Here is a 23,772-nt window from a genome sequence, read left to right on the forward strand (position 1 = left end):
TTCATGCACTTCAAGAAACTCGCTGCCGCTACCGCCCTGCTGATCTGCGCGTTGCCGAGCATCAGCCAGGCCCGTGACACCTCGGTGTATCTACCTTTTGACAAAGCAGTCGCCGAAGCCACCCGCGCCGGCAAAATCGATGGCAGCGTGAAGTTCTACCTGGCAGGCAATACACCGACTGGCAACGTCACCGTCCTCAGCGCCGGCGCTGTAACCAACAAGAAAACCAACGCCTTCAACAAGTCTGACGAAGTGGCCTGCGAATGGGTCGCGCAATCGGCAATCATCAGCCTGCACCAGGCAGCGAAAAACGCCGGCGCCAACGCCGTGACCAACATCGTCAGTTACTACAAGAAAAATGAGCGTAAGGATGCCAAGACCTATGAGTGCCACGCTGGGGCGCTCATGGCGGGCGTTGCGTTGAAAGGGGATTTGGCGAAGGTTCAGTAACGCCTGGCGCGGATTAGCCGCGACACACTCAGGTCACCGATTGCGTTGATGCTTGGGGGCTGGCGCAGTGCGTTGAACCTTAGGATCAAAAGATCGCAGCCTGCGGCAGCTCCTACAGAGATCGGCGTAGGAGCTGCCGCAGGCTGCGATCTTTTAAAGGCTTATCACATTCCTTCAACCTTACGCGTCAACAACTCCACAAACGCCTTGGCCATCGGCGACTTCTGATCCTTGCGCTGCACCAGCCACACCGCCGACACCGCTTCCGGGTCAAGCAAAGGCCGATAGACAACACCATCAATACGCATCCGCTGATACGACGCCGGCAACACCGACACTCCCAGACCTGCCGCCACCAATCCGATAATGGTCATTGCCTCGCCAGCCTCTTGCGCGAAGTGCGGGCTGAAACCGGCATCCCGCGCCAGGCTGAGCAGCTGTGCATACAAACCACTGCCATAGCTGCGCGGGAAAAATACGAATGGTTCGAGGGCTAGCGCCGAGAGGAATAAACCTTCTTCGCTGCCATTCACCAGCGGATGCTTGGAGCTGAGCACAGCCACCAGTGGCTCACGCATCAATTCCACTACGCTGAGCGAGTCCGGCAGCCCAAGCGGCCGCATGATCCCGACTTCAATCGACTCATCCACCAACGCATCGGCGACCTGGGTGCTGCTCATTTCCCGCAGGTTGAGATGCACCGCCGGGAAGCGCTGGCGAAACGAAAAGATCGCCTGGGGAATGGTGGTGTTGAACGGTGCCGACGAGGTGAAGCCGATCTTCAGTTCACCCAATTCACCGAGTTGTGCCCGCCGTGCCACATCGGCCGCTTTGTCGACCTGAGCCAGCACCAACCGCGCCTCTTCCAGAAACAACCGCCCCGCCTCACTGAGTTCGACCCGACGATTGGTTCGTTCGAAAAGCCGCGCGCCGACCTCTTGCTCCAGCGCCTGAATCTGCTGGCTCAGCGGCGGTTGGGAAATGCCCAAGACTTGAGCGGCGCGGCCGAAATGCAGTTCTTCGGCGACGGCAATGAAGTAGCGCAGGTGGCGCAATTCCATGAAAACTCCATTAGGTCGTTTAACCTATCAAACAGGTCGAACAATATATTGGATTGAATCATTAGCCAGCTATATGATTTTTTCATTGCCTGACCGGCTGCGCCCCTCCGAGGTCCGAAGTGAAAACTGCTGTCGCCCCACTCGCCCATGAAATTCCGCCCACGATCCCGGACGATATCGTCGCCGAGCGGAGCGAGATCCATATCGAAAAAGGTACGCCGTTGTTCATGCGCACGGTGCTGGCGCTGTTCTCGGGCGGTTTCGCGACCTTTGCCCTGCTGTATTGCGTGCAGCCGATGATGCCGCTGCTTTCCCGTGAATTTTCCATCAATGCTGCGCAGAGCAGCCTGATCCTGTCGGTCGCCACCGGCATGCTCGCCATCGGCTTGCTGATCACCGGCCCCCTCTCTGATCGCATCGGGCGTAAATCGGTGATGGTCGCCGCGCTGTTCGCCGCCGCTCTTTGCACCATGGCCAGCGCAATGATTCCAAGCTGGCAAGGCGTGCTGGTGATGCGGGCGCTGGTGGGGCTGTCGTTAAGCGGTCTGGCGGCGGTGGCGATGACTTACCTGAGCGAAGAGATTCATCCGCAGCACCTTGGTCTGGCCATGGGTTTGTACATCGCCGGCAACGCCATCGGCGGCATGAGTGGACGATTGATCGTCGGGGTATTGATCGACTTCGTCAGCTGGCACACGGCGATGCTGGTCATCGGCGGCCTGGCGCTGATAGCCGCAGCGCTGTTCTGGAAGATCCTTCCCGAGTCGCGCAATTTCCGCGCCCGCTCGTTGCATCCGCGCAGCCTGCTCGACGGCTTCACCATGCACTTTCGCGATGCCGGCCTACCACTGCTGTTCCTTGAGGCGTTCGTGCTGATGGGTGCGTTCGTCACGCTGTTCAACTACATCGGTTATCGCCTGCTGGCCGAGCCGTACCACATGGACCAGGCTTTCGTCGGGTTGCTCTCGGTGGTGTACCTGTCGGGTATCTATAGCTCGGCGAAAATCGGCGCCCTGGCCGACCAGCTCGGCCGGCGCAAAGTGCTGTGGGCAACTATTGTGCTGATGATCGCTGGCCTCGCCCTGACCCTGCTCACGCCGTTATCGGTGGTGATCATCGGCATGCTGATTTTTACCTTCGGCTTCTTCGGCGCGCATTCGGTGGCCAGTAGCTGGATTGGCCGTCGTGCTATCAAGGCCAGAGGACAGGCGTCGTCGCTGTACCTGTTCAGCTATTACGCCGGGTCGAGTATCGCGGGTACGGCGGGTGGCGTGGCCTGGCACTTGGGTGGATGGAATGGGATCGGGCTGTTTATTGGTGGGTTGTTGGTGGTGGCGCTGTTGATTGCGTTGAAACTGGCTCGTCTTCCATTACTGCCGGGTAGCGGCTCAACTACCTGAGCACCACCCGCGCCTCAAGGACCACATCGCGTTTTTCCAATGTCAGCGATTGCAGTGCGGCGCCTTCGCGCTCGGCGTGGTCGAGCCATTGCAGCAGCGCCTTTGCATTGCCGCTGAGGGTCAGGCGCAAGAGGTCGTTGTCGGCTTCCATCTGTTGCAATTCGAGCCCCGCCGCGGTGGTGCTTTCGCTGACTCGCAGAGACAAGGGCTGATCCGTGACAACGCGCGCGATGCGTCGGGGTTGTGCGCGTTGCAGCTGTGCAGTCAGGGCCAGTTGCTGCTGATACTCGCGCTCGACGGTTTCCAGGCGTTGGCGTGTCGGCTGCCAGATCAGGCTGAACGCTACGACGGCGAGTAAAAATGCGCCCATGCCCAGCAACAGACGTTGTTCGCGAATGGATAGGCGTTGCCATGCGGTTTTCATAGGTTGTCCTCTACAGCCAGCGTTGCCTGCACGCGGTTGCGCTCTTTGCTTGCGTTGTCGAGCCTGAGCGCCACACCTTGCTGTCGCCCGCGCTCACGCAATTGCTCAAGCTCGGCGAAACTGTTGGCGGTCAACTGGATTTTCCAACCGTCGCCCGCGCGATATTCGATGCGACGCACTTCGACAGAGCTCGCGCCGATGACCTGTTCGATCAGATTCACCAGATCGGCGATACGCGTGTTTTCTGATTCAGCGGTTTGGCTTTGCAACACTTTGACCTGTGTCGCCAGATCGACGATGCGGCTCTGGTCAGGGTAAAGCGCCTTGAATCGCTGCTCGTTCTGGCTGTACAGCCGGCGTGTTTCACTCTCGAGAAAATGCACGCGCGTAGCGCTGGCGCCCCACGTCAGCAGGGCCAGCATCAGCAAAGCCATTGCGCCGAAATGCCAGGGCAGGCGTTTGCTGCGCGGGGCGAATTCACCTTGCAACAGGTTGATGGCCTGCGAGGGACGCAGCGTCAGGCAGTGATCGACATTAAGCGCATTCTGGCGCTCATCGATCCATTGAGTTTCCACGGGCAAGGTCGATCCGAGCAGCGTCAACCCGTCATTCGGCATTGCCATGCGGGCCGGCATTGCGCCGCCCAACAACCATCGACCGAACCATTGGACAGCCATCGGCCGAGACCCGGGCAACACATCGGCATCGACATACACTGAACGGACTTCAATGCCCGATTCGGCCAGCCGCGCGAGCACCGTGACCAAGCACTCACGAGCCACCACCATCACCGGATAGCGGCCCTCCCGGTCGCGTGCACCGATGCTCAGGTGCAGCTTTTCCAGCGGTTCGCTCAGTTGATCTTCCACGGCAAACGCGATGGCTTGCGCGCCGGGGTGGCGCCTGGAAGGCCACGGATCACTGCGCACCCAACTGCACAATTCCATGGGTAACAGCAGATCAACCGCCTGCCCATTCAATGCCTGCGCGGCCTGGCTCAATGGCATGAGCTGTCGTTGCCCGGTTGAGGACCATACGCAGCAAGGCCAATCGGTCGACGCTGTGACCAGACCCTCGGCGGTCAGGTAAAGCCAGTGGTTCATCGCGGCATCTCGGGGGTACTCGAAGGAAGAAGACGTCGTTGCACAAGGGTGAATTGATGGGTGTCGAGGTCGCGTTGGACATCAGTGGCCAGCCGCAGACGGCTGCGCCCCTGGATGACCTGCACCGTGATTCGGAACCAGCGGCTGCTGGTGCCCAGGCCGTGACCGCTCAGGCCTGAGCCGGACAGCAGCGGATCCTGAGTGAAGGCCTGAACGCTGGTCCATGGCGCGGTCGAACGCTGCTGGATTAGAGTGTCGGCCATCGTCGCCTCCACGCCATCAAGCACCCTCAGTACCAGCGCCGGCGCGGTGTTGATGTTTAGCGCGGCGTCTGCAGGCAACAACGCGACCCAGGGCTCCAGTTGACGCAACACCCGACCGTCAACACCCGGCAGCAAGCGCAACTGGCTCAGTTCTTGTAATGCACCGACCTGACTCAGTTCCAGCGGCGCGAGATCAAGCACGCCAAGCAAGCGTTCCCACCGGTTGCGGGTGACCTGATCGATCTGCCCCTGACCCAACATCAAATTAAGGTTGAACCGTCCGGCAAGGTCTTCGATATCGACGCGCAGTTGCGCGTCTTCAACGTCCAAGTCAGGTGTAGCCCGTGCCCATTCCTGGGTCAGGTCGACGGTTTTTTGCGTGCCCTGCGCAGTCTCCTGCAAGCGCAACAGCGCCCAGGTTTCCCCGGCAACCGCGAGTTGGCGCAAGTGGACGTGCTGCAACGCTTGCCCGCTGCTTTGCAGCGACAGGCGATGGCTGCGCAGCAAACCGCTGGTGATCAGCAGTGCCAGGCTCATGACCAGCAACACACTGATCAGTGCGATGCCGCGTTGACGCCCGTTCATGGCAACGCGCCCGGCAACAGCAACACCCGACGAATCTCTTGGAAGCGGCCCACCGACACTTGCAGTTCCACGGCCTTGGGCGCCTTCACATCACGACCGGACGGCCAATCGTTGCGCCAGCCGGACTGCGCGTCGGACAGTCGCCAGCTCAAGTCCCGGACCTCGGCCAGTAGCTTTTGCCGCTGCACAGTCTGAGAGCCTTCGCCCTGGCTTTCACGCCATAGCGCGCCGTTGTCGAGTCGATACGTCAGTGTCTGTCGTTCGCTGCGAGGTTGATCCAGCGGATTGCGCCAGTGGCTGCGCTGCAATTGCAGTACCGCTTGTTGAAGCACGACAGGCTGTTCAGTGACGTGCAGCAGATCCCGCTCGATCACCGCCACCGCCCGTTGCAGGCTTCTGAACGCTCGTTCGTGCGCCGTTTTGCTCTGCTGTACGCGTATCACGCTATCAAACAGCCCCCAACTGGCCAGACCCAGTAAGGTAAATATCGCCAGGGCGATCACCAATTCGAGCAGGGTGAACCCGGCCTGTTTAATCATGGCGATCAGGTATCCAGCCACTGGCGCGGTGGAGGGTTTGCTCGCGACCGGAAAGGCTCACGTCAACCTCGACTTGCAGCAGACGCGGTTCGGTCGAAGCGCTGATGTGCTGACGCAGCAACCAATCGCGGCGATCCATCTGCACGACTCGCTGTTGCTGGCCGACGGTCAACACGGGTTGCAGGCGCAGTTCATTCAGAAGGTTGTCTGCCAGCCACGCAGCGAAGAGTCGCTCTTCGACCGCACCGGTCTGCTTCACCACGTATTGGCTCGCGGACATTACCGCCGCCGCCAGCGTCGAGAAGACCGCCAGGGCCACCATGATTTCCAGCAAAGTGAAGCCGCGCATGCGTGACGTCGACGCTCCCTTAGTCATCGATCAGCACCTCGCCGAGGCCGTCGCTCGACAGGCTCAGCGACATCCGGCCAGCGGTCGCGAACGTCAGCGTGAAGGGGCTGGTTTCGTCACTGCTGAACATCAGCAGCTGCGGCGGTCCTTCGTCAGCCCCCAGGACCAAGGCATGCCCGTCCTGCTCAAGCCGCAGCCGCAGGTTATCGGGCCATGGGTGCAGCGCCGCCATCGGCTCCCAGCCGTAAGCAGTGAGCCGCATCGCGCGATAGCCGGCGTTACTCAGCCGTATGCCGAACTCATCGCCATCGAGCACCGCCCGCTCACGCAAATGTTGAATCACACTGATGAAACCGTGCACTTCGTGCCGGGCCTGGCGCGCCGGGTTCGGGCCGGTGGCGAAGCTGACCATGCCCAGCAACACGCCAATCAGGACGATCACAATCATCAACTCAAGCAAGGTAAACCCCTGGCACCGTCGCCGCATGAGTCAGTCGCTCCAGTTGCCGATATCGGCCGCATGCCCTTCGCCTCCTATTGCGCCATCGGAGCCCAGGGAATACAGGTCGTAGCTGCCGTCAATCGATTGCACGCCGGGATTGAGGAACTGATAAGGCGTGCCCCAGGGGTCAACGGGCAGGTTTTTCAAATAACCCTGAGGGTTCCAGTTTCTCGCCGCCGGCATGCCCGACGGCCGCTTGCTCAACGCTTCCAGCCCTTGCTGCGTCGAGGGGTAATGGAAGTTATCGAGGCGGTATATTTCCAGGGCGGTGGTAATGGCCTGGATGTCTATTTTGGCGGCGGTGACTTTGGCCTGATCGGGCCGGCTCATGAACTGCGGCACCACGATGGCCCCCAATACGCCGATGATGACCACCACCACCATGATTTCGATCAGGGTAAAACCGCGTTGGGCGGCAGGTTTGCTGTTGCATAAGGATTGCATGATCAATTCACCAATTGGTTGAGGCTGAGAATCGGTAGGAGGATGGCCATCACGATCAGCAGCACGACACCGCCCATCAGCACCAGCACGGCCGGTTCGAAAAGGCTCACGACCAGTGCGATGCGCGCCGCCAGGCTGTTTTCCTGTTGCTCGGCCGCTCGCACCAGCATGCGATCGAGTTCGCCGGCGCGTTCGCCGCTGGCAATCATGTGCAGCATCATCGGCGGGATGTCGCCGCTGAGTTCCAGGCCACGGGTCAGCGTTCCACCTTCGCGGACCGAGCGGGCGACATCGACCATGCGCGCACGAATGGTCAGGTTGCCGATGACGGCGGCAGCGATTTCCAGCGCGTCCACCAGGGGCACCGCACTTTTGCCGAGGATCGCCAGGGTGCTGGCAAATCGTGCAGCTTCCATCGCCCGTAACACCTCGCCCGCTACCGGCATGTTCAACGCCAGTCGATGCCAGCGCAGGCGCCAGAGCGGTTGGCGCAGACTCCAGCGCCACAGACCGATCAGCGCTGCCATCACGCCCGCCAACGGTAGGAAGTGACTACGCAGCCCATCGCTCAAACCGATCAGCGCCCGGGTCAGCCAGGGCAATGGCTGGCCGCTGTCGACGAAGATTTTCACCACGTCCGGCACCACATAACCCAGCAGAAACCCGACGATCGCCACGCTGGCAAACATCAGGATCAGCGGGTAAACCAGGGCCATCTGGATTTTCTGCCGCGATGCCTGACGGGCCTGGGTGTAAGCCGCCAGTTGCTCCAGCACATGTCCCAGGTGCCCGGATCGTTCGCCGGCCGCAACGGTGGCGCGAAACAATTCAGGGAACGCTTTGGGAAACAGACCCAGCGCCGTTGACAGGGCATGCCCCTCCATCACCCGGCTCCTGACGGCCGACAACAGACCGGCAACCTTTCGCCTGGCACTCTGTTTCGCCACCGCGTCGAGGGCTTCCTCAAGGGGCAAGCCGGCCTGAACGAGGGTGGACAGTTGCAACGTCAGCAGCGCCAGGTCGCCGGCACCCAAGCGTCCGCCACGAGGCTGCGTCCCGGCGTCGCCTCCGGTCCTGACCTCGTTCAATTCGCGAGGCCACAAACTCCGCTCACGCAGGAGTTGCCGGGCATGACGCGGGCCATCGGCTTCCAGCCGTCCCTTGCAACGTCGGCCCCGGGCATCGTCAGCACGGTAATCAAACGTCGGCATGCGCTAGTCCTCCTGTATCACGCGCAGCAACTCATCAAGGCTGGTCACGCCGTCCAGCACCCGTTGCCGACCATCCTGAAACAGACTGCGTGACAGCTTGCGTGCCTCCTCGATCAACGCCTGTTCGCCGACACCTTGATGAATCAGCGTCGACACGGCCGGTGTCACGCTGATCAGTTCGTAGATGCCGATGCGTCCGCGATAACCGTGTTGACAGTGCTCACAACCCACTGCCTTAAACAATTGGTGCAACGCCGCAGGATCGAGCCCGAGGCGCTGACACGTCGCGGCATCGGCGCTATACGCCACCTTGCAATGGGGGCACAACGTGCGCAGTAATCGTTGAGCCAGAATGCCCACCAGCGACGACGCCAACAGGTAGGCATCGACCCCCATATCCACCAGCCGCGTCACGGCGCCCACCGCGCTGTTGGTATGCAACGTCGAGAGCACCAGATGCCCGGTCAGCGATGCCTGAACGGCGATCTCCGCCGTCTCGCGATCACGGATTTCACCGACCATCACCACGTCCGGGTCCTGACGCAAGATCGCCCGCAGACCCCGAGCAAACGTCATGTCGACTTTCGGGTTGACCGGCATCTGGCCAACACCCGGCAGGTGATATTCGATGGGATCTTCGACGGTGAGAATGTTGCGAGTGTGGTCATTCAGGCTGCTCAGCGCAGCGTAAAGACTGGTGGTTTTGCCGGAGCCGGTGGGGCCAGTCACCAGCAGAATACCGTGAGGTTTGCCGAGCAATTGGCGTAGCGACGCAAGGGTTTCATCCGGCATGCCCAATCGCTGTAGCTCCAGGCGTCCGGCCTGCTTGTCGAGCAGCCGCAGCACTACCCGTTCACCGTGCGCCGAGGGCAATGTCGAAACCCGTACATCGACTTCATGGCCGGCCAGTCGCAGGGCCATTCGCCCGTCCTGAGGGACACGTTTTTCGGCGATGTCCAGACGCGCCATGACCTTGATGCGCGACACCAGCAGGGTCGCCAGTTCGCGCCGGGGCCTGAGCATTTCTCGCAGTTGCCCGTCGACCCGCATGCGCACCGACAAATACTGTTCGAACGTTTCCAGGTGCACGTCCGAGGCGTGCTCGCGCACCGCTTCGCTGAGTAATGCGTTGATCAGCCGGATGATCGGCGCATCACCCTGTTGCTCTAGCAGGTCGGCAGTTTGCGGCACCTGATCCACCAGACTCAGCAGGTCCAGTTCTTCGTCCAGCCCTTGGGCAACCTGTTGCGCCGCGCTCTGACCTTCACGGTAAGCGGCGGCCAGACGCGCGGCGAATTCGGCCGGTTCCAGAATCCGCATCGGCAGGTCCCGACCGCACACCCGGCGCGCTTCGGACAATACCGTGAGCGATGTATCAGCACGCAGCGAAAGGTTGAAATCGGCACCTTCGCGCTCCAGCAGCACGCCGAAACGCCGGGCGAAACCGAAGGGCAACAACTCGGGAATTTCGCTCGATCGGCTCATGGCGTTACCGGTGCTCGCTTGCGTAAATCGAACACCGGTGCAGTAGGCTCCGAATCGAACAACTGGCGCGCCTCAGCAGGCAGAAGCAGCGAATTGTTGCCCCGCGCGCCAGGCTTGCTCAACTCGCGCAGCGCGTCGTAACGCTGATGGCTCACGTCGGCCAGGTCTTCTTTGCTGCGGACAATTGTGGGCCGCAAAAAGACCATCAGATTGCTTTTGGTTTGCGTATCCCGGGTCCAGCGAAACAGCGCACCCAGGTAAGGAATGTCGCGCAGCAGCGGTACGCCGCTTTGCTGAGTACGTACGCTGTCGCGGATCAGGCCGCCGATCACAATGATCTCGCCGTCGTCTGCGAGGATGGTGCTTTTGAGCGCACGTTTATTGGTGATCAGGTCCGAGGAGTCAATACCTGACACAGAGGGTGCGATGTCCGAAACCTCCTGTTCGACCTCCAGGCGTAACGTCGAACCTTCGTTGATATAGGGCTTGATCTTCAGGCTGATACCCACGTCTTTGCGCTCGACGGTGGTAAACGGATTGTCCGCGCCGTTGCTGTTGGTGGCGTAGGAGCCGGTCTTGAACGGGACGTTCTGGCCAACGATGATTTCTGCTTCCTGATTATCCAGGGTCAGCAGGCTTGGCGTGGACAGCAGATTGCTTCGCGTATTGCTCGCCAATGCCGAAATCAACGCGCCGAAGCGGTCACTGCCCAGTTGCAGCACCGCTCCTTCCGGCGCTGATTTTTTCTCGTCGAAGGTCAGCCCGCCGATGATCGGAATGTCGGTGCCGGGAAAGTTGATGAAGCCTTTCGCGTCGCCGCTGCTGACGCCCCACTGCACACCCACGGCTTCGGCAATGTCTCCGGAGATTTCGACAATGGCGGCGTGGATCAGCACCTGCGCCCGAGGCTGGTCCAATTGGCGCACGATGTTTTCGATGGTGCGGATTTGCGCCGGTTCGGCAATTACCACCAGCGCATTTTGGCTCTCGTCGGCCTTGATCATGAACGTGGTGTTGGCCGAAGGGTCCTTGGCGCCGCTGAGGGCGGCAGCCTGTTTTCTGCCTTGGCCCATCGCTTCCACTTCAGCCATTTGCTTGGCGTCGCTATGACGCAGGCGAATCACCCGGGCATTGTCGAGGGAAGCGGTACCGGGCGTATCGAGGCTGCGAGCGAGATCGACCAGGCGTTGGCGCACTGACGGTGGACCGATGAGAATCAGTCGATTGGTTCTGGCGTCGGCCAACACTTGAATCGCCGTATCGGCGTTGCGTTTGCCCTGCGCGTGTTGCATTTGCACCACGGCATGCCGGTTGTTCTGACCGGCGTCCAGTTGCCGAATGACTTGAGAGATACGGTTTACATTGGCAGCGGTATCGGTGACGACCAGTGCATTGGCCGACACCGACGGGCCGACATAACCGTTGACCGATACCAATGGCCGCACCAGCCCGGCAATGTCGGACGCGCTGCTGGTGTTCAGCGCGATGACCTGAGTGATGAATTGCGACGCCGTGGCATTTTTTGCAACGCCCTGACCGGCGCGGGTTTTGGCTTCGGCGACTGGCGTAATGAGGATGCGGTCGCCCTCGTCGATCACGGTGAAGTTGTGCGCATCCAACACCGAATAAAACAACCGGCGAACACCCTCACGGTCGAGGGCCTGACGGGACATGACCGTGACACGCCCGGTGACTCTGGGATCGAGCACGACCGTGGTGCCGAGAATGGTGGAAATTTCTTCGACGATGTCGCGCAGTTCCGCGTTGTTCATCGCCAGTTGCCATTTTTCTTCCTCGCTGCGCAACACGTCATGAAAGAACACTGTCGCGAAAGCAGCAAGAAAAAGCAGGGGGCGCAACATAGGTGCGCGGAGGGAGCCGTTCATAGGTTGATCACTCTGACTGCCCGGGGAGCGAGCGTAGGAAATGCGTAGACTTCGCGGGTGTCGGCGCCTCGGCTGATGCGCCGAAGCGACGCAGGAAACGCGATACGGGCGTTTGCAGCGTCAACACCTCTTCTCGCCCCTTGTTCCACAACACCGCTTGATTCGCCTCGACGCGGCGCAGCACGCTGCCACCCGGCAACGAGTCGCCGACCTGGTATATCCGCGAGCCTTGAGTGCCTGCCAGTAACGCTCTGGACAGTCCGGTGCCGACGACAAAACTGGCGTGCAAAGTCAGCGGCTCGGCGCTGGGCAGCAACGTGGTTTCAGCCACCAGACCAAGCACCGTTGCGACCGCAGTCGTATCGAGAGGCTCACGGGGCGATGCTGTCGTGTCCGTCGCGGCGAATGACAATGGCGCAGCAAGGCTTTTGCGAAAAGCCGACTCTTGCCACGACAAAAAACCTCCGTAGCCGGCGCAGATCACCAACAGGCAGAGCTTGCAAAAGCGCGTACTCACTCGAGTCGTTCACTTCGAACAAGGCTGCACAAGGACATTCGCCGCAGAACGCGGTGGCCGCATGCCTCGTGGACAATCACCGCGCCGACATGCATCACGATCAGCAGCAAAAGGACCAGGGATGAGCCGATGTGAATCGTGACAAATCGGGAGATGAGCACAGGATCAGCCAGTGGCTGCGCAATCTCGAACACACCGAAGACATCAATCGGGCGATCCATCATCAACACACCGGTTACCAGCACGACTGTCACGGCGATGTAAATCAGCGTATGGGCGAACAGTGCGAGCTTTTCCATCAACGACAAAGTGCTCACGCTCGTGGAGCGGGCGTGAACCCCAAAAATAAACAGACGCCAGGCAAAAAACGGAATGAACACCGTCGTCAGCGAGACGTTCATGAAGGCGACCCACTCACTCACGCGAACAGGCATTTCGACACAGGCCACATAAAATCCCGACGCCAGCGTCCAGATGATCACAGCCGCCGATAACCAGTGCAGCCATACACGCTGCCTGGAGTAACCCATAACGGACATTTTTCAACTCGACTTTCAAACAGCAAATGAGCTTCAGGCGATCCGTTACAGATCGCCTGAAGTGTTACTGAGAGGACTTAAAGCTTGTTCCAGGCCATGTGCCAATGTTCACCGTTGCCAGGCTCGAATCCATTGGCGGTCGGGCTGTATTGCTTGCAGTAACCGGACGCGGGGAATGGCTTGCACTCGTAGACTTCGTTGGTCTTCGGTTGCAGCACTTTGGTGCCGGCGGTGTATTCGCTCAGGCCTTCAGGAAATACGAAATCGTATTCGATACCGACACCTTCACCGGTCATGTTGGTGGGCTGGGTGTCCTGGCGCGTAGTACGGCCATCCAGCGTGGTACCCACCAGTGTCAGGGTGTGCTTGCCGGGATTGCTGCGCACGTCCATGGCCAGCCATGTCGAGCCGCTGTCCACCTGGGCCGTTGTCGAGCCAACCGGTTTGTTGTGCTCATCGAACAAGGTCGCTTCGACGTTCATTTTGCGGTTGGAGATCATGCCGAACTCGACCTTGGCCCGGCCTTTTTCCAGCACGTATTCGGGTTGCTGGGACGCGACGGACATGCGAGCTGCAGCGTCCTCTTGCATCGCCAGCTGTACTTCGTAACGCACGACGCCACTTTCTTTTTGAGCGTACAGGGTGTTGTTGCCCCGTACCGGTTCGATGGTGCCGCTTTCATCACGAATGCCTGCACGGATCAGCGTGTGAATCTTGTTGATTTTCTCTGCCAGCTTGAATGCCCAGTTGTTTGGCAAACCGTCTTCGGCGGTATCGATGGAGATATCAACGCTGTATTCCGCGCTCTCGCCGTTAGCGGTGAATGCACGAGCCTTCACCTTGTCACCGACCAGTAATTGAGTCGACGCAGCGATGCCGCCGACAGACGACCAGCCACCAGGCAATTGCGCTTCCGCGATGATGTTCACATCGGTCGCATTGTAAAAGGCCGCGTCGGTGTCGCCGACCGTCCAGATCGCCAGGATCACATGCTGGCCGGACTTGTCGGCCGGGATGTTGCAGTTGTGTTTGGCACCGGATTCGGGCTTTTGATTACCGCCGTCGATGGTGCAGAACGGCGTGCTTTCGAAGGTGGCGCGTTTCAGCGCTTCGTTCGGATTCCAGCCGTTGCGAGAGATGAAATACTCATGCTTGGTCGCAGGGTGAACAGCGGTGTAACGCCATTGGAAATCGATGTTGCGATCCTTGATTTCCGACAAATGCCAACGGGTGGCGGACTGAGCATCCATAGCGGAGAACAACGAGTGACCGCCACTGGCAATCTTGCCGTCGACCGGTCCCTGAAGAGGAGCGCCGCCATTACCGGCCGGAAAACCCTTGAAGGTTTCGCCAACACTTTGTGGTTCGTATTGCGCGCCGCCACAGTTGGTATTCAAGCCTTTCTGGCAAAGCAGCGCACGCGAGGGGGGCACTTCCAGATACCCGTGTGCGGAAACACTCTGAGACGCCAACATTGCCGATAACAGGATCATTGAGGAAGTACACGCGGTTAATGCACCTCCCTTATAAAAGGTATTTTTCATGATATGTATTCCAGACTGCTTATCGAAATTAGGGCGCGTTTACTGGCGCCAATGTTCGTAATCTCGTTCGGCGGTACACCGAACGAAGGTCTGGAACCTTACCGGGATGAAGCACAGTTCTATGTAGGACAAGTCATCACTGACCTGAGGATTAATCTCTGTCTTCACTTATCTGACAAGGAGAGAAAACATTCTTACAGGCAGTAATCTTTAAATGGACACTATTTCAACAAGAACAAAAAAGCCTGCCCGACTTCACGCCGGGCAGGCTTTTGATTATTGCAATCTGCGTTACTCGTGATACTGCGCCGACAGTTCATGCACCGCACGCAGGAAGGCGCCAGCATGTTCGGGGTCAACTTCCGGGGTGATGCCATGACCGAGGTTGAACACGTGGCCGCTGCCCTTGCCGTAGCTGGCGAGAATGCGACCAACTTCGGCGCGGATGGCTTCTGGCTTGGCGTAAAGGACGGTCGGGTCCATGTTGCCTTGCAGGGCGACTTTGCTGCCGACGCGTTGGCGGGCTTCGCCAATGTCACAGGTCCAATCCAGGCCCAATGCGTCGGCGCCAGCGTCGGCAATGCTTTCCAGCCACAGGCCACCGTTCTTGGTGAACAGGATGACCGGCACTTTACGCCCTTCGTGCTCGCGGATCAGGCCACTGACGATTTTACGCATGTAGGCCAGGGAGAATTCCTGGTAAGCCGCCGCGGAAAGGTTACCGCCCCAGGTGTCGAAGATCTGCACCGCTTGCGCGCCGGCCATGATCTGGCCGTTGAGGTACGAGGTGACCGACTGCGCGAGTTTATCCAGCAGCAAATGCATGGCTTGCGGGTTGTCGTAGAGCATGGCTTTGGTCTTGCGGAAGTCTTTCGACGAGCCGCCTTCGACCATGTAGGTCGCCAACGTCCATGGGCTGCCGGAGAAGCCGATCAGCGGCACGCGGCCGTTCAGTTCGCGACGGATGGTGCTGACCGCGTCCATGACGTAACCGAGGTCTTTGTGCGGATCAGGAATCGGCAGGGCTTCGATATCGGCCAGGGTGCTGATGACTTTCTTGAAGCGCGGACCTTCACCGGTTTCGAAGTACAGGCCTTGGCCCATGGCATCGGGAATGGTGAGGATGTCGGAGAACAGGATCGCCGCGTCCAGTTGCGGATAGCGGTCGAGCGGCTGCATCGTGACTTCGCAAGCGAACGCCGGGTTCATGCACAGGCTCATGAAGTCACCGGCCTTGGCACGGCTGGCGCGGTATTCAGGCAGGTAGCGACCGGCCTGACGCATCATCCACACAGGGGTGACGTCTACGGGTTGCTTGAGCAGGGCGCGAAGGAAACGGTCGTTCTTCAGGGCAGTCATGTCGGCATCCGGAAAAAAAGTGCGGGCATTTTCTCAGAGCCGGGCGCAAAAGGCACGGCAAGAGCCGCTCCTTTTGTCTATCGGGTCAATTGGTCGCAGGGGGAGCAGCTGCAAGTTTCAAGCTACAAGCCGCAAGCGCCGTGGCTTGTAGCTTGCAACTTGTAGCTTGAAGCTGAGGTCTTCAGACCCCCAGGTAATCCAGGATCCCTTCAGCCGCATTGCGGCCTTCGAAGATCGCCGTTACCACCAGGTCGGAACCGCGCACCATATCGCCACCGGCGAAGATTTTCGGGTTGCTGGTCTGGTGCTTGTATTGGCCTTGTTCCGGTGCCACGACGCGGCCCTGGCTGTCGGTCTGGATGTCAAACTGCTCGAACCACGATGCCGGGCTTGGACGGAAGCCGAAGGCGATGACCACGGCGTCGGCCGGGATGATCTCTTCGGAACCCGGGATCGGCTCGGGGCTGCGACGGCCACGGGCGTCCGGTTCGCCGAGACGGGTCTCGACCACCTTCACCCCTTCAACACGATCTTCACCGACGATCGCGATCGGCTGGCGGTTGTAGAGGAATTTCACGCCTTCTTCCTTGGCGTTCTTCACCTCTTTGCGCGAGCCCGGCATGTTCGCTTCGTCGCGACGATAGGCACAGGTCACCGACTTGGCGCCCTGGCGAATCGAAGTACGGTTGCAGTCCATCGCTGTATCGCCACCACCCAGCACCACGACCTTCTTGCCTTTCATGTCGACGAAATCTTCCGGCGACTTTTCAAAGCCCAGGTTGCGGTTGACGTTGGCGATCAGGAAGTCCAGTGCGTCATACACGCCCGGCAGATCCTCACCGGCAAAACCGCCTTTCATGTAAGTGTAGGTGCCCATGCCCATGAACACGGCATCGTATTCTTCGAGCAGTTGCTCGATGGTCACGTCTTTGCCGATTTCGGTGTTCAGGCGGAACTCGATGCCCATGCCGGTGAAGACTTCGCGGCGATTGCTCAGCACGGTCTTTTCCAGCTTGAACTCGGGGATGCCGAAGGTCAGCAGACCGCCGATTTCCGGGTTCTTGTCGAACACCACCGGGGTCACGCCGCCACGTACCAACACGTCGGCACAACCCAGGCCGGCAGGACCCGCGCCGATTACCGCGACACGCTTGCCGGTCGGTTTGACCTTGGACATGTCCGGGCGCCAGCCCATGGCGAACGCGGTGTCGGTGATGTACTTCTCGACCGAGCCGATGGTCACCGCACCAAAGCCGTCGTTGAGGGTGCACGCACCCTCACACAGACGATCCTGAGGACACACCCGGCCGCAGACTTCCGGCAGGGTGTTGGTCTGGTGCGACAGCTCGGCGGCCTGCAGGATGTTGCCCTCGGCCACCAGTTTCAGCCAGTTGGGAATGAAGTTGTGCACCGGGCACTTCCATTCGCAATACGGGTTACCGCAACCCAGGCAGCGGTGGGCCTGGTCGGCCGACTGCTGGGGTTTGAAGGGTTCGTAGATTTCCACGAACTCTTTCTTGCGTTGACGCAACAGTTTCTTCTTCGGATCTTTGCGCCCGACATCGATGAATTGGAAGTCGTTGTTGAGACGTTCGCCCATCTTCAAAACCTCTTACACGACAGCTTCAAGCTATAAGCTTCAAGCTGCAAGAAAATCACATTAATCCGGCACACCGCGCACTGCATTGAGCTTGCCGCTTGAAGCTTGCGACTTGCCGCTGCGTCGTTACTTGTGGACTGGCACGAGTACTGGAGAGCAATGTTTTCAGGCTCGCCGCCTTAGGTTTGACGAGCCAGAAACGACGCAAATAGTCATCGAGGTTTTCAGCGAGGTTACGACCCCACTCGCTGTCGGTTTCCTCGACGTATTCGTTCAGCACGCGTTGCAAGTGGCTGCGATAGGCTTCCATCGCCTCACCGCTGATCCGCTGGATTTCCACCAGTTCGTGGTTGACCCGGTCAACGAAGGTGTTGTCCTGGTCGAGCACGTAGGCGAAACCGCCGGTCATGCCGGAGCCGAAGTTGTAACCGGTCTTGCCCAACACGCAGACGAAACCACCGGTCATGTACTCGCAGCAGTGATCGCCAGTGCCTTCCACGACGGTGTGAGCACCGGAGTTACGCACCGCGAAACGCTCGCCCGCGGTACCGGCGGCGAACAGCTTGCCGCCGGTGGCGCCATACAGGCAGGTGTTGCCGATAATGGCGCTGTCCTGAGTCTTGTAGATACTGCCCTTCGGCGGAACGATGACCAGCTTGCCGCCGGTCATGCCCTTGCCGACGTAGTCGTTGGCATCGCCTTCCAGGTACATGTTCAGGCCGCCGGCGTTCCACACACCGAAGCTCTGACCCGCCGTGCCTTTGAAGCGGAAAGTGATCGGCGCGTTGGCCATGCCCTGGTTGCCATGTTTGCGAGCAATTTCACCGGAAATCCGTGCGCCGATGGAACGGTCGCAGTTGCAGATGTCTAGGGCGAAATCGGCGCCGCTCATGTCGTTGATGGCCGAAGTGGCCAGGTCGACCATTTTCTCGGCCAGCAGTCCTTTGTCGAACGGCGGGTTGCGGTCGACCTGACAGAACTGAGGCTTGTCTGCCGGGATGTGATCGCTGCCCAGCAACGGGGTCAGATCCAGGTGGTTCTGCTTTGCGGTCTGGCCTTCGAGGATTTCCAGTAGATCGGTACGGCCGATCAGCTCTTCGAGGGAGCGCACGCCCAGCTTGGCCAGCCACTCACGGGTTTCTTCGGCAACGTAGGTGAAGAAATTCACCACCATGTCGACGGTACCGATGTAGTGATCCTTGCGCAGCTTCTCGTTTTGAGTCGCGACGCCGGTGGCGCAGTTGTTCAGGTGGCAAATACGCAGGTACTTGCAGCCCAGGGCGATCATTGGCGCGGTGCCGAAGCCGAAGCTTTCAGCGCCGAGAATCGCCGCCTTGATCACGTCGAGGCCGGTTTTCAGACCGCCGTCGGTCTGCACCCGGACCTTGCCGCGCAGGTCGTTGCCGCGCAGGGTCTGGTGGGTTTCGGCCAGGCCGAGTTCCCACGGTGCGCCCGCGTATTTGATCGAGGTCAGTGGCGATGCACCAGTACCGCCGTCGTAGCCGGAGATGGTGATCAAGTCCGCGTAGGCCTTGGCCACACCGGCAGCGATGGTGCCGACGCCGGCTTCTGCCACCAGCTTCACCGAGACCAGCGCCTTCGGGTTGACTTGTTTCAGGTCGAAAATCAGCTGCGACAAGTCTTCGATCGAGTAGATGTCGTGGTGCGGCGGAGGCGAGATCAGGGTCACGCCCGGCACTGCGTAACGCAGTTTGGCGATCAGACCGTTGACCTTGCCACCTGGCAGCTGACCGCCTTCGCCGGGCTTGGCGCCCTGAGCGACCTTGATCTGCAGCACTTCAGCGTTGACCAGGTATTCCGGGGTCACACCGAAACGACCGGTGGCGACCTGCTTGATTTTCGAGCTCTTGATGGTGCCGTAGCGCGCCGGGTCTTCGCCGCCTTCGCCGGAGTTGGACCGCGCACCGAGGCGGTTCATGGCTTCGGCCAAGGCTTCGTGAGCTTCCGGCGACAATGCGCCCAAAGAGATGCCCGCGGAGTCAAAGCGCTTGAGCACCGACTCCAACGGCTCGATCTCGCTGATGTCCAGCGGCGTATCCAGGGTCTTGACCTTGAACAGATCGCGGATCATCGACACCGGACGGTTGTCCACCAGCGCCGTGTATTCCTTGAACTTGCTGTAGTCGCCCTGCTGCACAGCGGCTTGCAGGGTGCTGACCACGTCCGGGTTGTAGGCGTGATATTCGCCACCATGGACGAACTTCAGCAGACCGCCTTGCTGGATCGGCTTGCGCGGGCTCCAGGCTTCGGCCGCCAAAGCTTTCTGCTCGGCTTCGATGTCGACGAAACGCGCGCCCTTGATGCGGCTTGGCACACCACGGAAGCTCAGGTCGCAGACTTCTTCGGACAGGCCGATCGCCTCGAACAGTTGCGCACCGCGATAGGACGCGATGGTGGAGATGCCCATCTTCGACAGGATCTTCAGCAGGCCTTTGGTGATGCCTTTACGGTAGTTCTTGAACACCTCATAGAGGTCGCCCAGCACTTCACCGGTGCGGATCAGGTCGCCCAGTACTTCGTAAGCCAGGAACGGATAGACCGCCGAAGCACCGAAACCGATCAGTACCGCAAAGTGATGCGGATCGCGAGCGGTAGCAGTTTCCACCAGGATGTTGGAGTCGCACCGCAGGCCTTTTTCGGTCAGGCGGTGATGCACCGCACCGGTGGCGAGCGAAGCGTGGATCGGCAACTTGCCCGGGGCAATGTGACGGTCACTCAGCACGATCTGGGTACGACCGGCGCGAACGGCTTCTTCAGCCTGATCGGCAACATTGCGCACTGCGGCTTCGAGGCCAACGCTCTCGTCGTAGTTGAGGTCGATGACCTGGCGTTCGAAGCCCGGACGATCGAGGTTCATCAGCGAGCGCCACTTGGCCGGGGAAATGACCGGCGAGCTGAGAATCACGCGTGAGGCGTGTTCCGGCGACTCCTGGAAAATGTTGCGCTCGGCACCGAGGCAGATTTCCAGCGACATGACGATGGCTTCACGCAGCGGGTCGATCGGCGGGTTGGTGACCTGCGCGAACTGCTGACGGAAATAGTCGTACGGCGTACGCACACGCTGGGACAGCACGGCCATCGGCGTATCGTCGCCCATCGAGCCAACGGCTTCATAGCCTTGTTCGCCGAGCGGACGCAGCACCTGGTCACGCTCTTCGAACGTGACCTGATACATCTTCATGTACTGCTTGAGCTGATCAACATCGTAGAACGCCGAACCATGGTCGTTGTCTTCCATGGTCGCCTGGATGCGCAGGGCATTCTTGCGCAGCCATTGCTTGTACGGATGGCGGGACTTCAAACGGTTGTCGATGGCGTCGGTGTCGAGGATCTGGCCGGTTTCGGTGTCCACGGCAAAGATCTGGCCAGGGCCAACGCGGCCCTTGGCAATCACGTCTTCAGGCTGGTAGTTCCAGACACCGATTTCCGAGGCCAGGGTAATGAAGCCGTTCTTGGTGGTGACCCAACGCGCAGGACGCAGACCGTTACGGTCGAGCAGGCACACCGCGTAACGACCGTCAGTCATTACCACGCCGGCCGGGCCGTCCCACGGTTCCATGTGCATCGAGTTGTATTCGTAGAATGCACGCAGATCCGGGTCCATGGTTTCGACGTTCTGCCACGCAGGCGGAATGATCATCCGCACGCCACGGAACAGGTCGATGCCACCGGTGACCATCAACTCGAGCATGTTGTCCATGCTGGAGGAGTCGGAACCTACGCGATTCACCAGCGGGCCGAGTTCTTCCAGATCCATCAGATCATTGGTGAACTTGGTGCGACGGGCCTGAGCCCAGTTGCGGTTGCCGGTGATGGTGTTGATCTCGCCGTTGTGGGCGAGGAAGCGGAACGGCTGAGCCAGCGGCCATTTCGGCAAGGTGTTGGTGGAGAAGCGCTGGTGGAACACGCAGATTGCGGTTTGCAGGCGCTGGTCGCTGAGGTCTGGATAGAAGGCGGTCAAGTCCGCCGGCATCATCAGGCCTTTATAAATGATGGTCTTGTGGGAAAAGCTGCAGATGTAGTGATCGACGTCGGCGGCGTTGGCCACGGACGAACGACGACGGGCGCTGAACAGCTTGATCGCCATGTCCTGATCGCTCAGGCCTTCACCGGCGATGAACACTTGTTCGATCTGCGGCAGGCGCTCGAGGGCCAGGCGGCCGAGGACGCTGGTGTCGATCGGCACTTTGCGCCAGCCGACCAGTTGCAGGCCTTCGGCCAGGATCTCGCGGTTCATGTTCTCGCGAGCGGCTTCGGCTTTGACCGGGTCCTGGTTGAAAAAAACCATGCCCACGGCATATTGCTTGGGCAGTTCGACGCCGAAGGTTTCCTGGGTAATTGCACGCAGGAATACATCCGGCTTTTGAATCAGCAGACCGCAACCGTCACCGGTCTTGCCGTCGGCGTTGATCCCACCGCGGTGGGTCATGCAGGTCAGGGCCTCAATGGCCGTTTGCAAAAGGGTATGACTGGGCTCGCCCTGCATATGGGCTATCAGGCCGAAACCGCAGTTATCCTTGAATTCATCTGGTTGGTACAGACCTGCTTTCATAGACACTTTCTCACCAGGCTGCCTCTTATCGAGGCAAATTTCTTTTCAATTCAGCCAGTTACCATCCACGCCGAACGTACGCCAGCTTTGCGGGGGCAAAAGGGAGGTCATTGTACACACCGACACTGAGGCTCACAAATTTGACGACGAACTGTCGCAAATCTATGTCGCATTTGTGAAAGGTTTAAAGCGATATGCTGTGCTAGTCAAAACTTTTTTAATTTTGACCGCAACGACTCAAAGACCACTGTGACGCAGACACCGCAAGGCACGCGGTCTGTAGAGATCGGCATGCGCTTGCAGAAATTTTGAGGTGCTTGGAGAGGCGGCCTGGGTAAGGCCGCCGAATCTTCAGCGAGTTGTTGCCAGTTCCTGTTGGACGCTGGCGACAGTGCGAGGCCAAGGTTTACCAGCCTGAACCTTCGCTGGCAAGGCCTTGATGGCGGTAACGGCTGCATCGCGGTTGGCGAAACTACCGTAGGTGATGACGTAAAGCGGCTTGCCGTTGAGTACTTTCTTGAAATAGCGGTACTCGCCGCCCTGCTCCTTGACGAAGCTTTGCGCGGCCGATTCGGAGCTGGTGCCAAGGATTTGCACCACGTAGTTACCCGGCGCTTGGCCGGCGTACCAGCTGCCACCGGCGGCTTTAGCCACGGCGACTGGCTTCTCGGCAGGTTTGACGGCGGCGACTGGCTTGGCAGGCGCTGGAGCCGGTTTGGCAACAGGTGCAGGCGCTGGCTTGGCGGTCGCGACCTGAGTCGGCGCTGGAACCGGTTTGGCCGCAGGTGTTGGCGCCGGGCCCGGCTGGATGCCCGCAGGCGGTGCAATGGTGGTCACGGTTGGCGGTGTAGCGCTGGAACCTTCGACCGGCACGCCGTCGTCGCCTTCGGTGATCCCACCGGCCGCTTCGGCCAACGGGCCACGCATCACCGGCTGCGAGTTGCCGACCAACGGCAATGGCGTCGGTTGTGAATTACCGGCGAACTCTACGGCGGGAGCACCACTGCTGTCAGGTTGTGGCGTGCCCTGGCCCAGCGGCAGTTGCGCCTGTTCATTGGCAGGCGCGCCGGTGGTCGGTGCTTTGCTGCGACCCGGCATCAACCAGGCGGCGGCTACCGCGACCACGACTACGGCGGAAATCGCCAATACGTGTTTCTTCGGCATGTTGAACCCCATACTTGGACGCTTCACCGCTGAGCGGCTGGCAATCATGGCTTCGATCATTGCATCGCGGGCGACCTGGTTGATGTTGCCAGGCCAACCGTCGGAGCTTTCGTGAATATCAGAGATCTGATCCGCGGTGAAAAGTTCGATACCCCGGCCAGCGCCTTCAAGACGCTGATCCAGGTATTCGCGGGTTTCTTCTTCGGTGTAAGGCTGCAATTCGATGACGTGGAAACGCTCTTCCTCAAGGCTCAGCGCGTCAAGTTGAGCAATCAGCGATGACTCGCCGAACAGGAACACGTGCGGGCGACCTTCCGGCGCACCCGCGGCCAAAGCCAGCAAGGCTTCCAGCGCGGATTCGTCGAGTTGCTCGGCATCATCCACCAGCAAATAGACTTCCTGCCCCGTGAGGGCAAGCTGTACCACCTGGGCCAGGATGGCGCCGATTTCGGCCTGTTCGACATTCAGCGCCTGAGCCACTTGATGCAGCACACCCGCCGCATCGCCGGCACCACGGGCGGAAACCACCACGCTCTGCACTGACTGTTTGTTGGTGCTGGCCACCAGGGCCTGACGCAACAGGGTTTTGCCGCTGCCTTGAGGGCCAGTGACCACCAGCAGCAACTGGCTGTAACGGGCCAGATGATGCAGTTGCCCCAGCACCGGTTTGCGCTGGGCCGGGAAAAATTTGAAGCCAGGCACCCGTGGAGCGAAAGGGTCATGACTTAACTGGTAATGGCCGAGGAAAGCCTCGTCGGCATGCAAACTAGTCAT

The 23,772-nt window shown here is 59.9% G+C and carries 19 protein-coding genes and 1 pseudogene; 2 read left to right on the forward strand and 18 right to left on the reverse strand.

Translation table 11 applies throughout. From position 1 onward, the window contains the following. Nucleotides 1–3 precede the first annotated feature (3 nt). A complete protein-coding gene (locus ABH909_RS01405; RefSeq protein ID WP_429429936.1) occupies nucleotides 4–450 on the forward strand; it encodes an excinuclease in 447 nt (148 codons plus the stop codon). A 164-nt stretch (nucleotides 451–614) separates the two neighbouring features. Here ABH909_RS01405 and ABH909_RS01410 read toward each other — a convergent pair whose 3' ends face one another. Next, a complete protein-coding gene (locus tag ABH909_RS01410) occupies nucleotides 615–1,511 on the reverse strand; it encodes a LysR substrate-binding domain-containing protein (RefSeq protein WP_429429938.1) in 897 nt (298 codons plus the stop codon). Between the two features lie 152 nt (nucleotides 1,512–1,663). Here ABH909_RS01410 and ABH909_RS01415 point away from each other — a divergent pair, with 152 nt between their 5' ends. Further along, nucleotides 1,664–2,911, forward strand: a complete 1,248-nt coding sequence (locus ABH909_RS01415) for an MFS transporter (protein ID WP_429439712.1) — start codon at nucleotides 1,664–1,666, stop codon at nucleotides 2,909–2,911. On the opposite strand, the gene gspM is transcribed toward ABH909_RS01415, so the two are convergent. The 17 genes and pseudogenes from gspM to ABH909_RS01500 form a co-directional block, all read right to left on the reverse strand. Further along, a complete protein-coding gene (gene gspM / locus ABH909_RS01420; protein ID WP_429429940.1) occupies nucleotides 2,904–3,335 on the reverse strand; it encodes a type II secretion system protein GspM in 432 nt (143 codons plus the stop codon). The two genes, ABH909_RS01415 and gspM, sit on opposite strands and share 8 nt — an antisense overlap. Beyond that, a complete protein-coding gene (gene gspL / locus ABH909_RS01425) occupies nucleotides 3,332–4,438 on the reverse strand; it encodes a type II secretion system protein GspL (protein ID WP_429429942.1) in 1,107 nt (368 codons plus the stop codon). The genes gspM and gspL overlap by 4 nt, the downstream gene beginning before the upstream one ends. Further along, nucleotides 4,435–5,286: a type II secretion system protein GspK gene (locus ABH909_RS01430; RefSeq protein ID WP_429429944.1), complete on the reverse strand. Its 852-nt coding sequence runs from the start codon at nucleotides 5,284–5,286 to the stop codon at nucleotides 4,435–4,437. The genes gspL and ABH909_RS01430 overlap by 4 nt, the downstream gene beginning before the upstream one ends. After that, a complete protein-coding gene (locus ABH909_RS01435; RefSeq protein ID WP_429429946.1) occupies nucleotides 5,283–5,825 on the reverse strand; it encodes a type II secretion system protein GspJ in 543 nt (180 codons plus the stop codon). Before ABH909_RS01435 ends, ABH909_RS01430 begins: the two co-directional genes overlap by 4 nt. Then, nucleotides 5,818–6,201 carry a type II secretion system minor pseudopilin GspI gene (gene gspI / locus ABH909_RS01440; protein WP_429429948.1) on the reverse strand — a complete coding sequence of 128 codons (384 nt, stop codon included), beginning with the start codon at nucleotides 6,199–6,201 and terminating at the stop codon, nucleotides 5,818–5,820. Before gspI ends, ABH909_RS01435 begins: the two co-directional genes overlap by 8 nt. Next, nucleotides 6,194–6,661: a type II secretion system minor pseudopilin GspH gene (gene gspH / locus ABH909_RS01445; RefSeq protein WP_429429950.1), complete on the reverse strand. Its 468-nt coding sequence runs from the start codon at nucleotides 6,659–6,661 to the stop codon at nucleotides 6,194–6,196. The genes gspI and gspH overlap by 8 nt, the downstream gene beginning before the upstream one ends. Before the next feature lie 3 nt (nucleotides 6,662–6,664). After that, nucleotides 6,665–7,120 (reverse strand): type II secretion system major pseudopilin GspG, encoded by a 456-nt coding sequence (gene gspG / locus ABH909_RS01450; protein ID WP_429429952.1) that lies wholly within the window; start codon nucleotides 7,118–7,120, stop codon nucleotides 6,665–6,667. 2 nt (nucleotides 7,121–7,122) lie between these two features. Further along, nucleotides 7,123–8,331, reverse strand: coding sequence for a type II secretion system inner membrane protein GspF (gene gspF, locus ABH909_RS01455; protein ID WP_429429954.1), 1,209 nt, complete (start codon nucleotides 8,329–8,331; stop codon nucleotides 7,123–7,125). A 3-nt stretch (nucleotides 8,332–8,334) separates the two neighbouring features. Next, nucleotides 8,335–9,816: a type II secretion system ATPase GspE gene (gene gspE, locus ABH909_RS01460; RefSeq protein ID WP_429429955.1), complete on the reverse strand. Its 1,482-nt coding sequence runs from the start codon at nucleotides 9,814–9,816 to the stop codon at nucleotides 8,335–8,337. Beyond that, on the reverse strand, nucleotides 9,813–11,702 hold the full coding sequence (gspD, locus tag ABH909_RS01465) for a type II secretion system secretin GspD (protein WP_429429957.1): 1,890 nt from the start codon (nucleotides 11,700–11,702) through the stop codon (nucleotides 9,813–9,815). Before gspD ends, gspE begins: the two co-directional genes overlap by 4 nt. Before the next feature lie 7 nt (nucleotides 11,703–11,709). Further along, the gene (locus ABH909_RS01470) at nucleotides 11,710–12,219 is read right to left on the reverse strand and encodes a hypothetical protein (protein ID WP_429429959.1); all 510 of its coding nucleotides are present in this window, start codon (nucleotides 12,217–12,219) and stop codon (nucleotides 11,710–11,712) included. Further along, nucleotides 12,216–12,758 (reverse strand): cytochrome b, encoded by a 543-nt coding sequence (locus ABH909_RS01475; protein WP_429429961.1) that lies wholly within the window; start codon nucleotides 12,756–12,758, stop codon nucleotides 12,216–12,218. The genes ABH909_RS01470 and ABH909_RS01475 overlap by 4 nt, the downstream gene beginning before the upstream one ends. Before the next feature lie 77 nt (nucleotides 12,759–12,835). Further along, nucleotides 12,836–14,302, reverse strand: coding sequence for an N-acetylglucosamine-binding protein GbpA (gene gbpA / locus ABH909_RS01480; protein WP_429429963.1), 1,467 nt, complete (start codon nucleotides 14,300–14,302; stop codon nucleotides 12,836–12,838). A gap of 291 nt (nucleotides 14,303–14,593) precedes the next feature. Then, the gene (gene hemE, locus ABH909_RS01485; RefSeq protein ID WP_237883736.1) at nucleotides 14,594–15,661 is read right to left on the reverse strand and encodes a uroporphyrinogen decarboxylase; all 1,068 of its coding nucleotides are present in this window, start codon (nucleotides 15,659–15,661) and stop codon (nucleotides 14,594–14,596) included. Between the two features lie 181 nt (nucleotides 15,662–15,842). Then, complete coding sequence (locus ABH909_RS01490; RefSeq protein WP_095633480.1) at nucleotides 15,843–17,261, reverse strand: FAD-dependent oxidoreductase; 1,419 nt, start codon at nucleotides 17,259–17,261, stop codon at nucleotides 15,843–15,845. Between the two features lie 130 nt (nucleotides 17,262–17,391). Continuing rightward, nucleotides 17,392–21,834 (reverse strand): annotated as a pseudogene (gene gltB / locus ABH909_RS01495) (glutamate synthase large subunit); the annotation flags it as partial. A 351-nt stretch (nucleotides 21,835–22,185) separates the two neighbouring features. After that, nucleotides 22,186–23,772 carry an SPOR domain-containing protein gene (locus ABH909_RS01500; protein WP_429429965.1) on the reverse strand — a complete coding sequence of 529 codons (1,587 nt, stop codon included), beginning with the start codon at nucleotides 23,770–23,772 and terminating at the stop codon, nucleotides 22,186–22,188.

The sequence above is a fragment of the Pseudomonas sp. BS3782 TE3695 genome (assembly GCF_050435305.1).
GTDB lineage: Bacteria > Pseudomonadota > Gammaproteobacteria > Pseudomonadales > Pseudomonadaceae > Aquipseudomonas.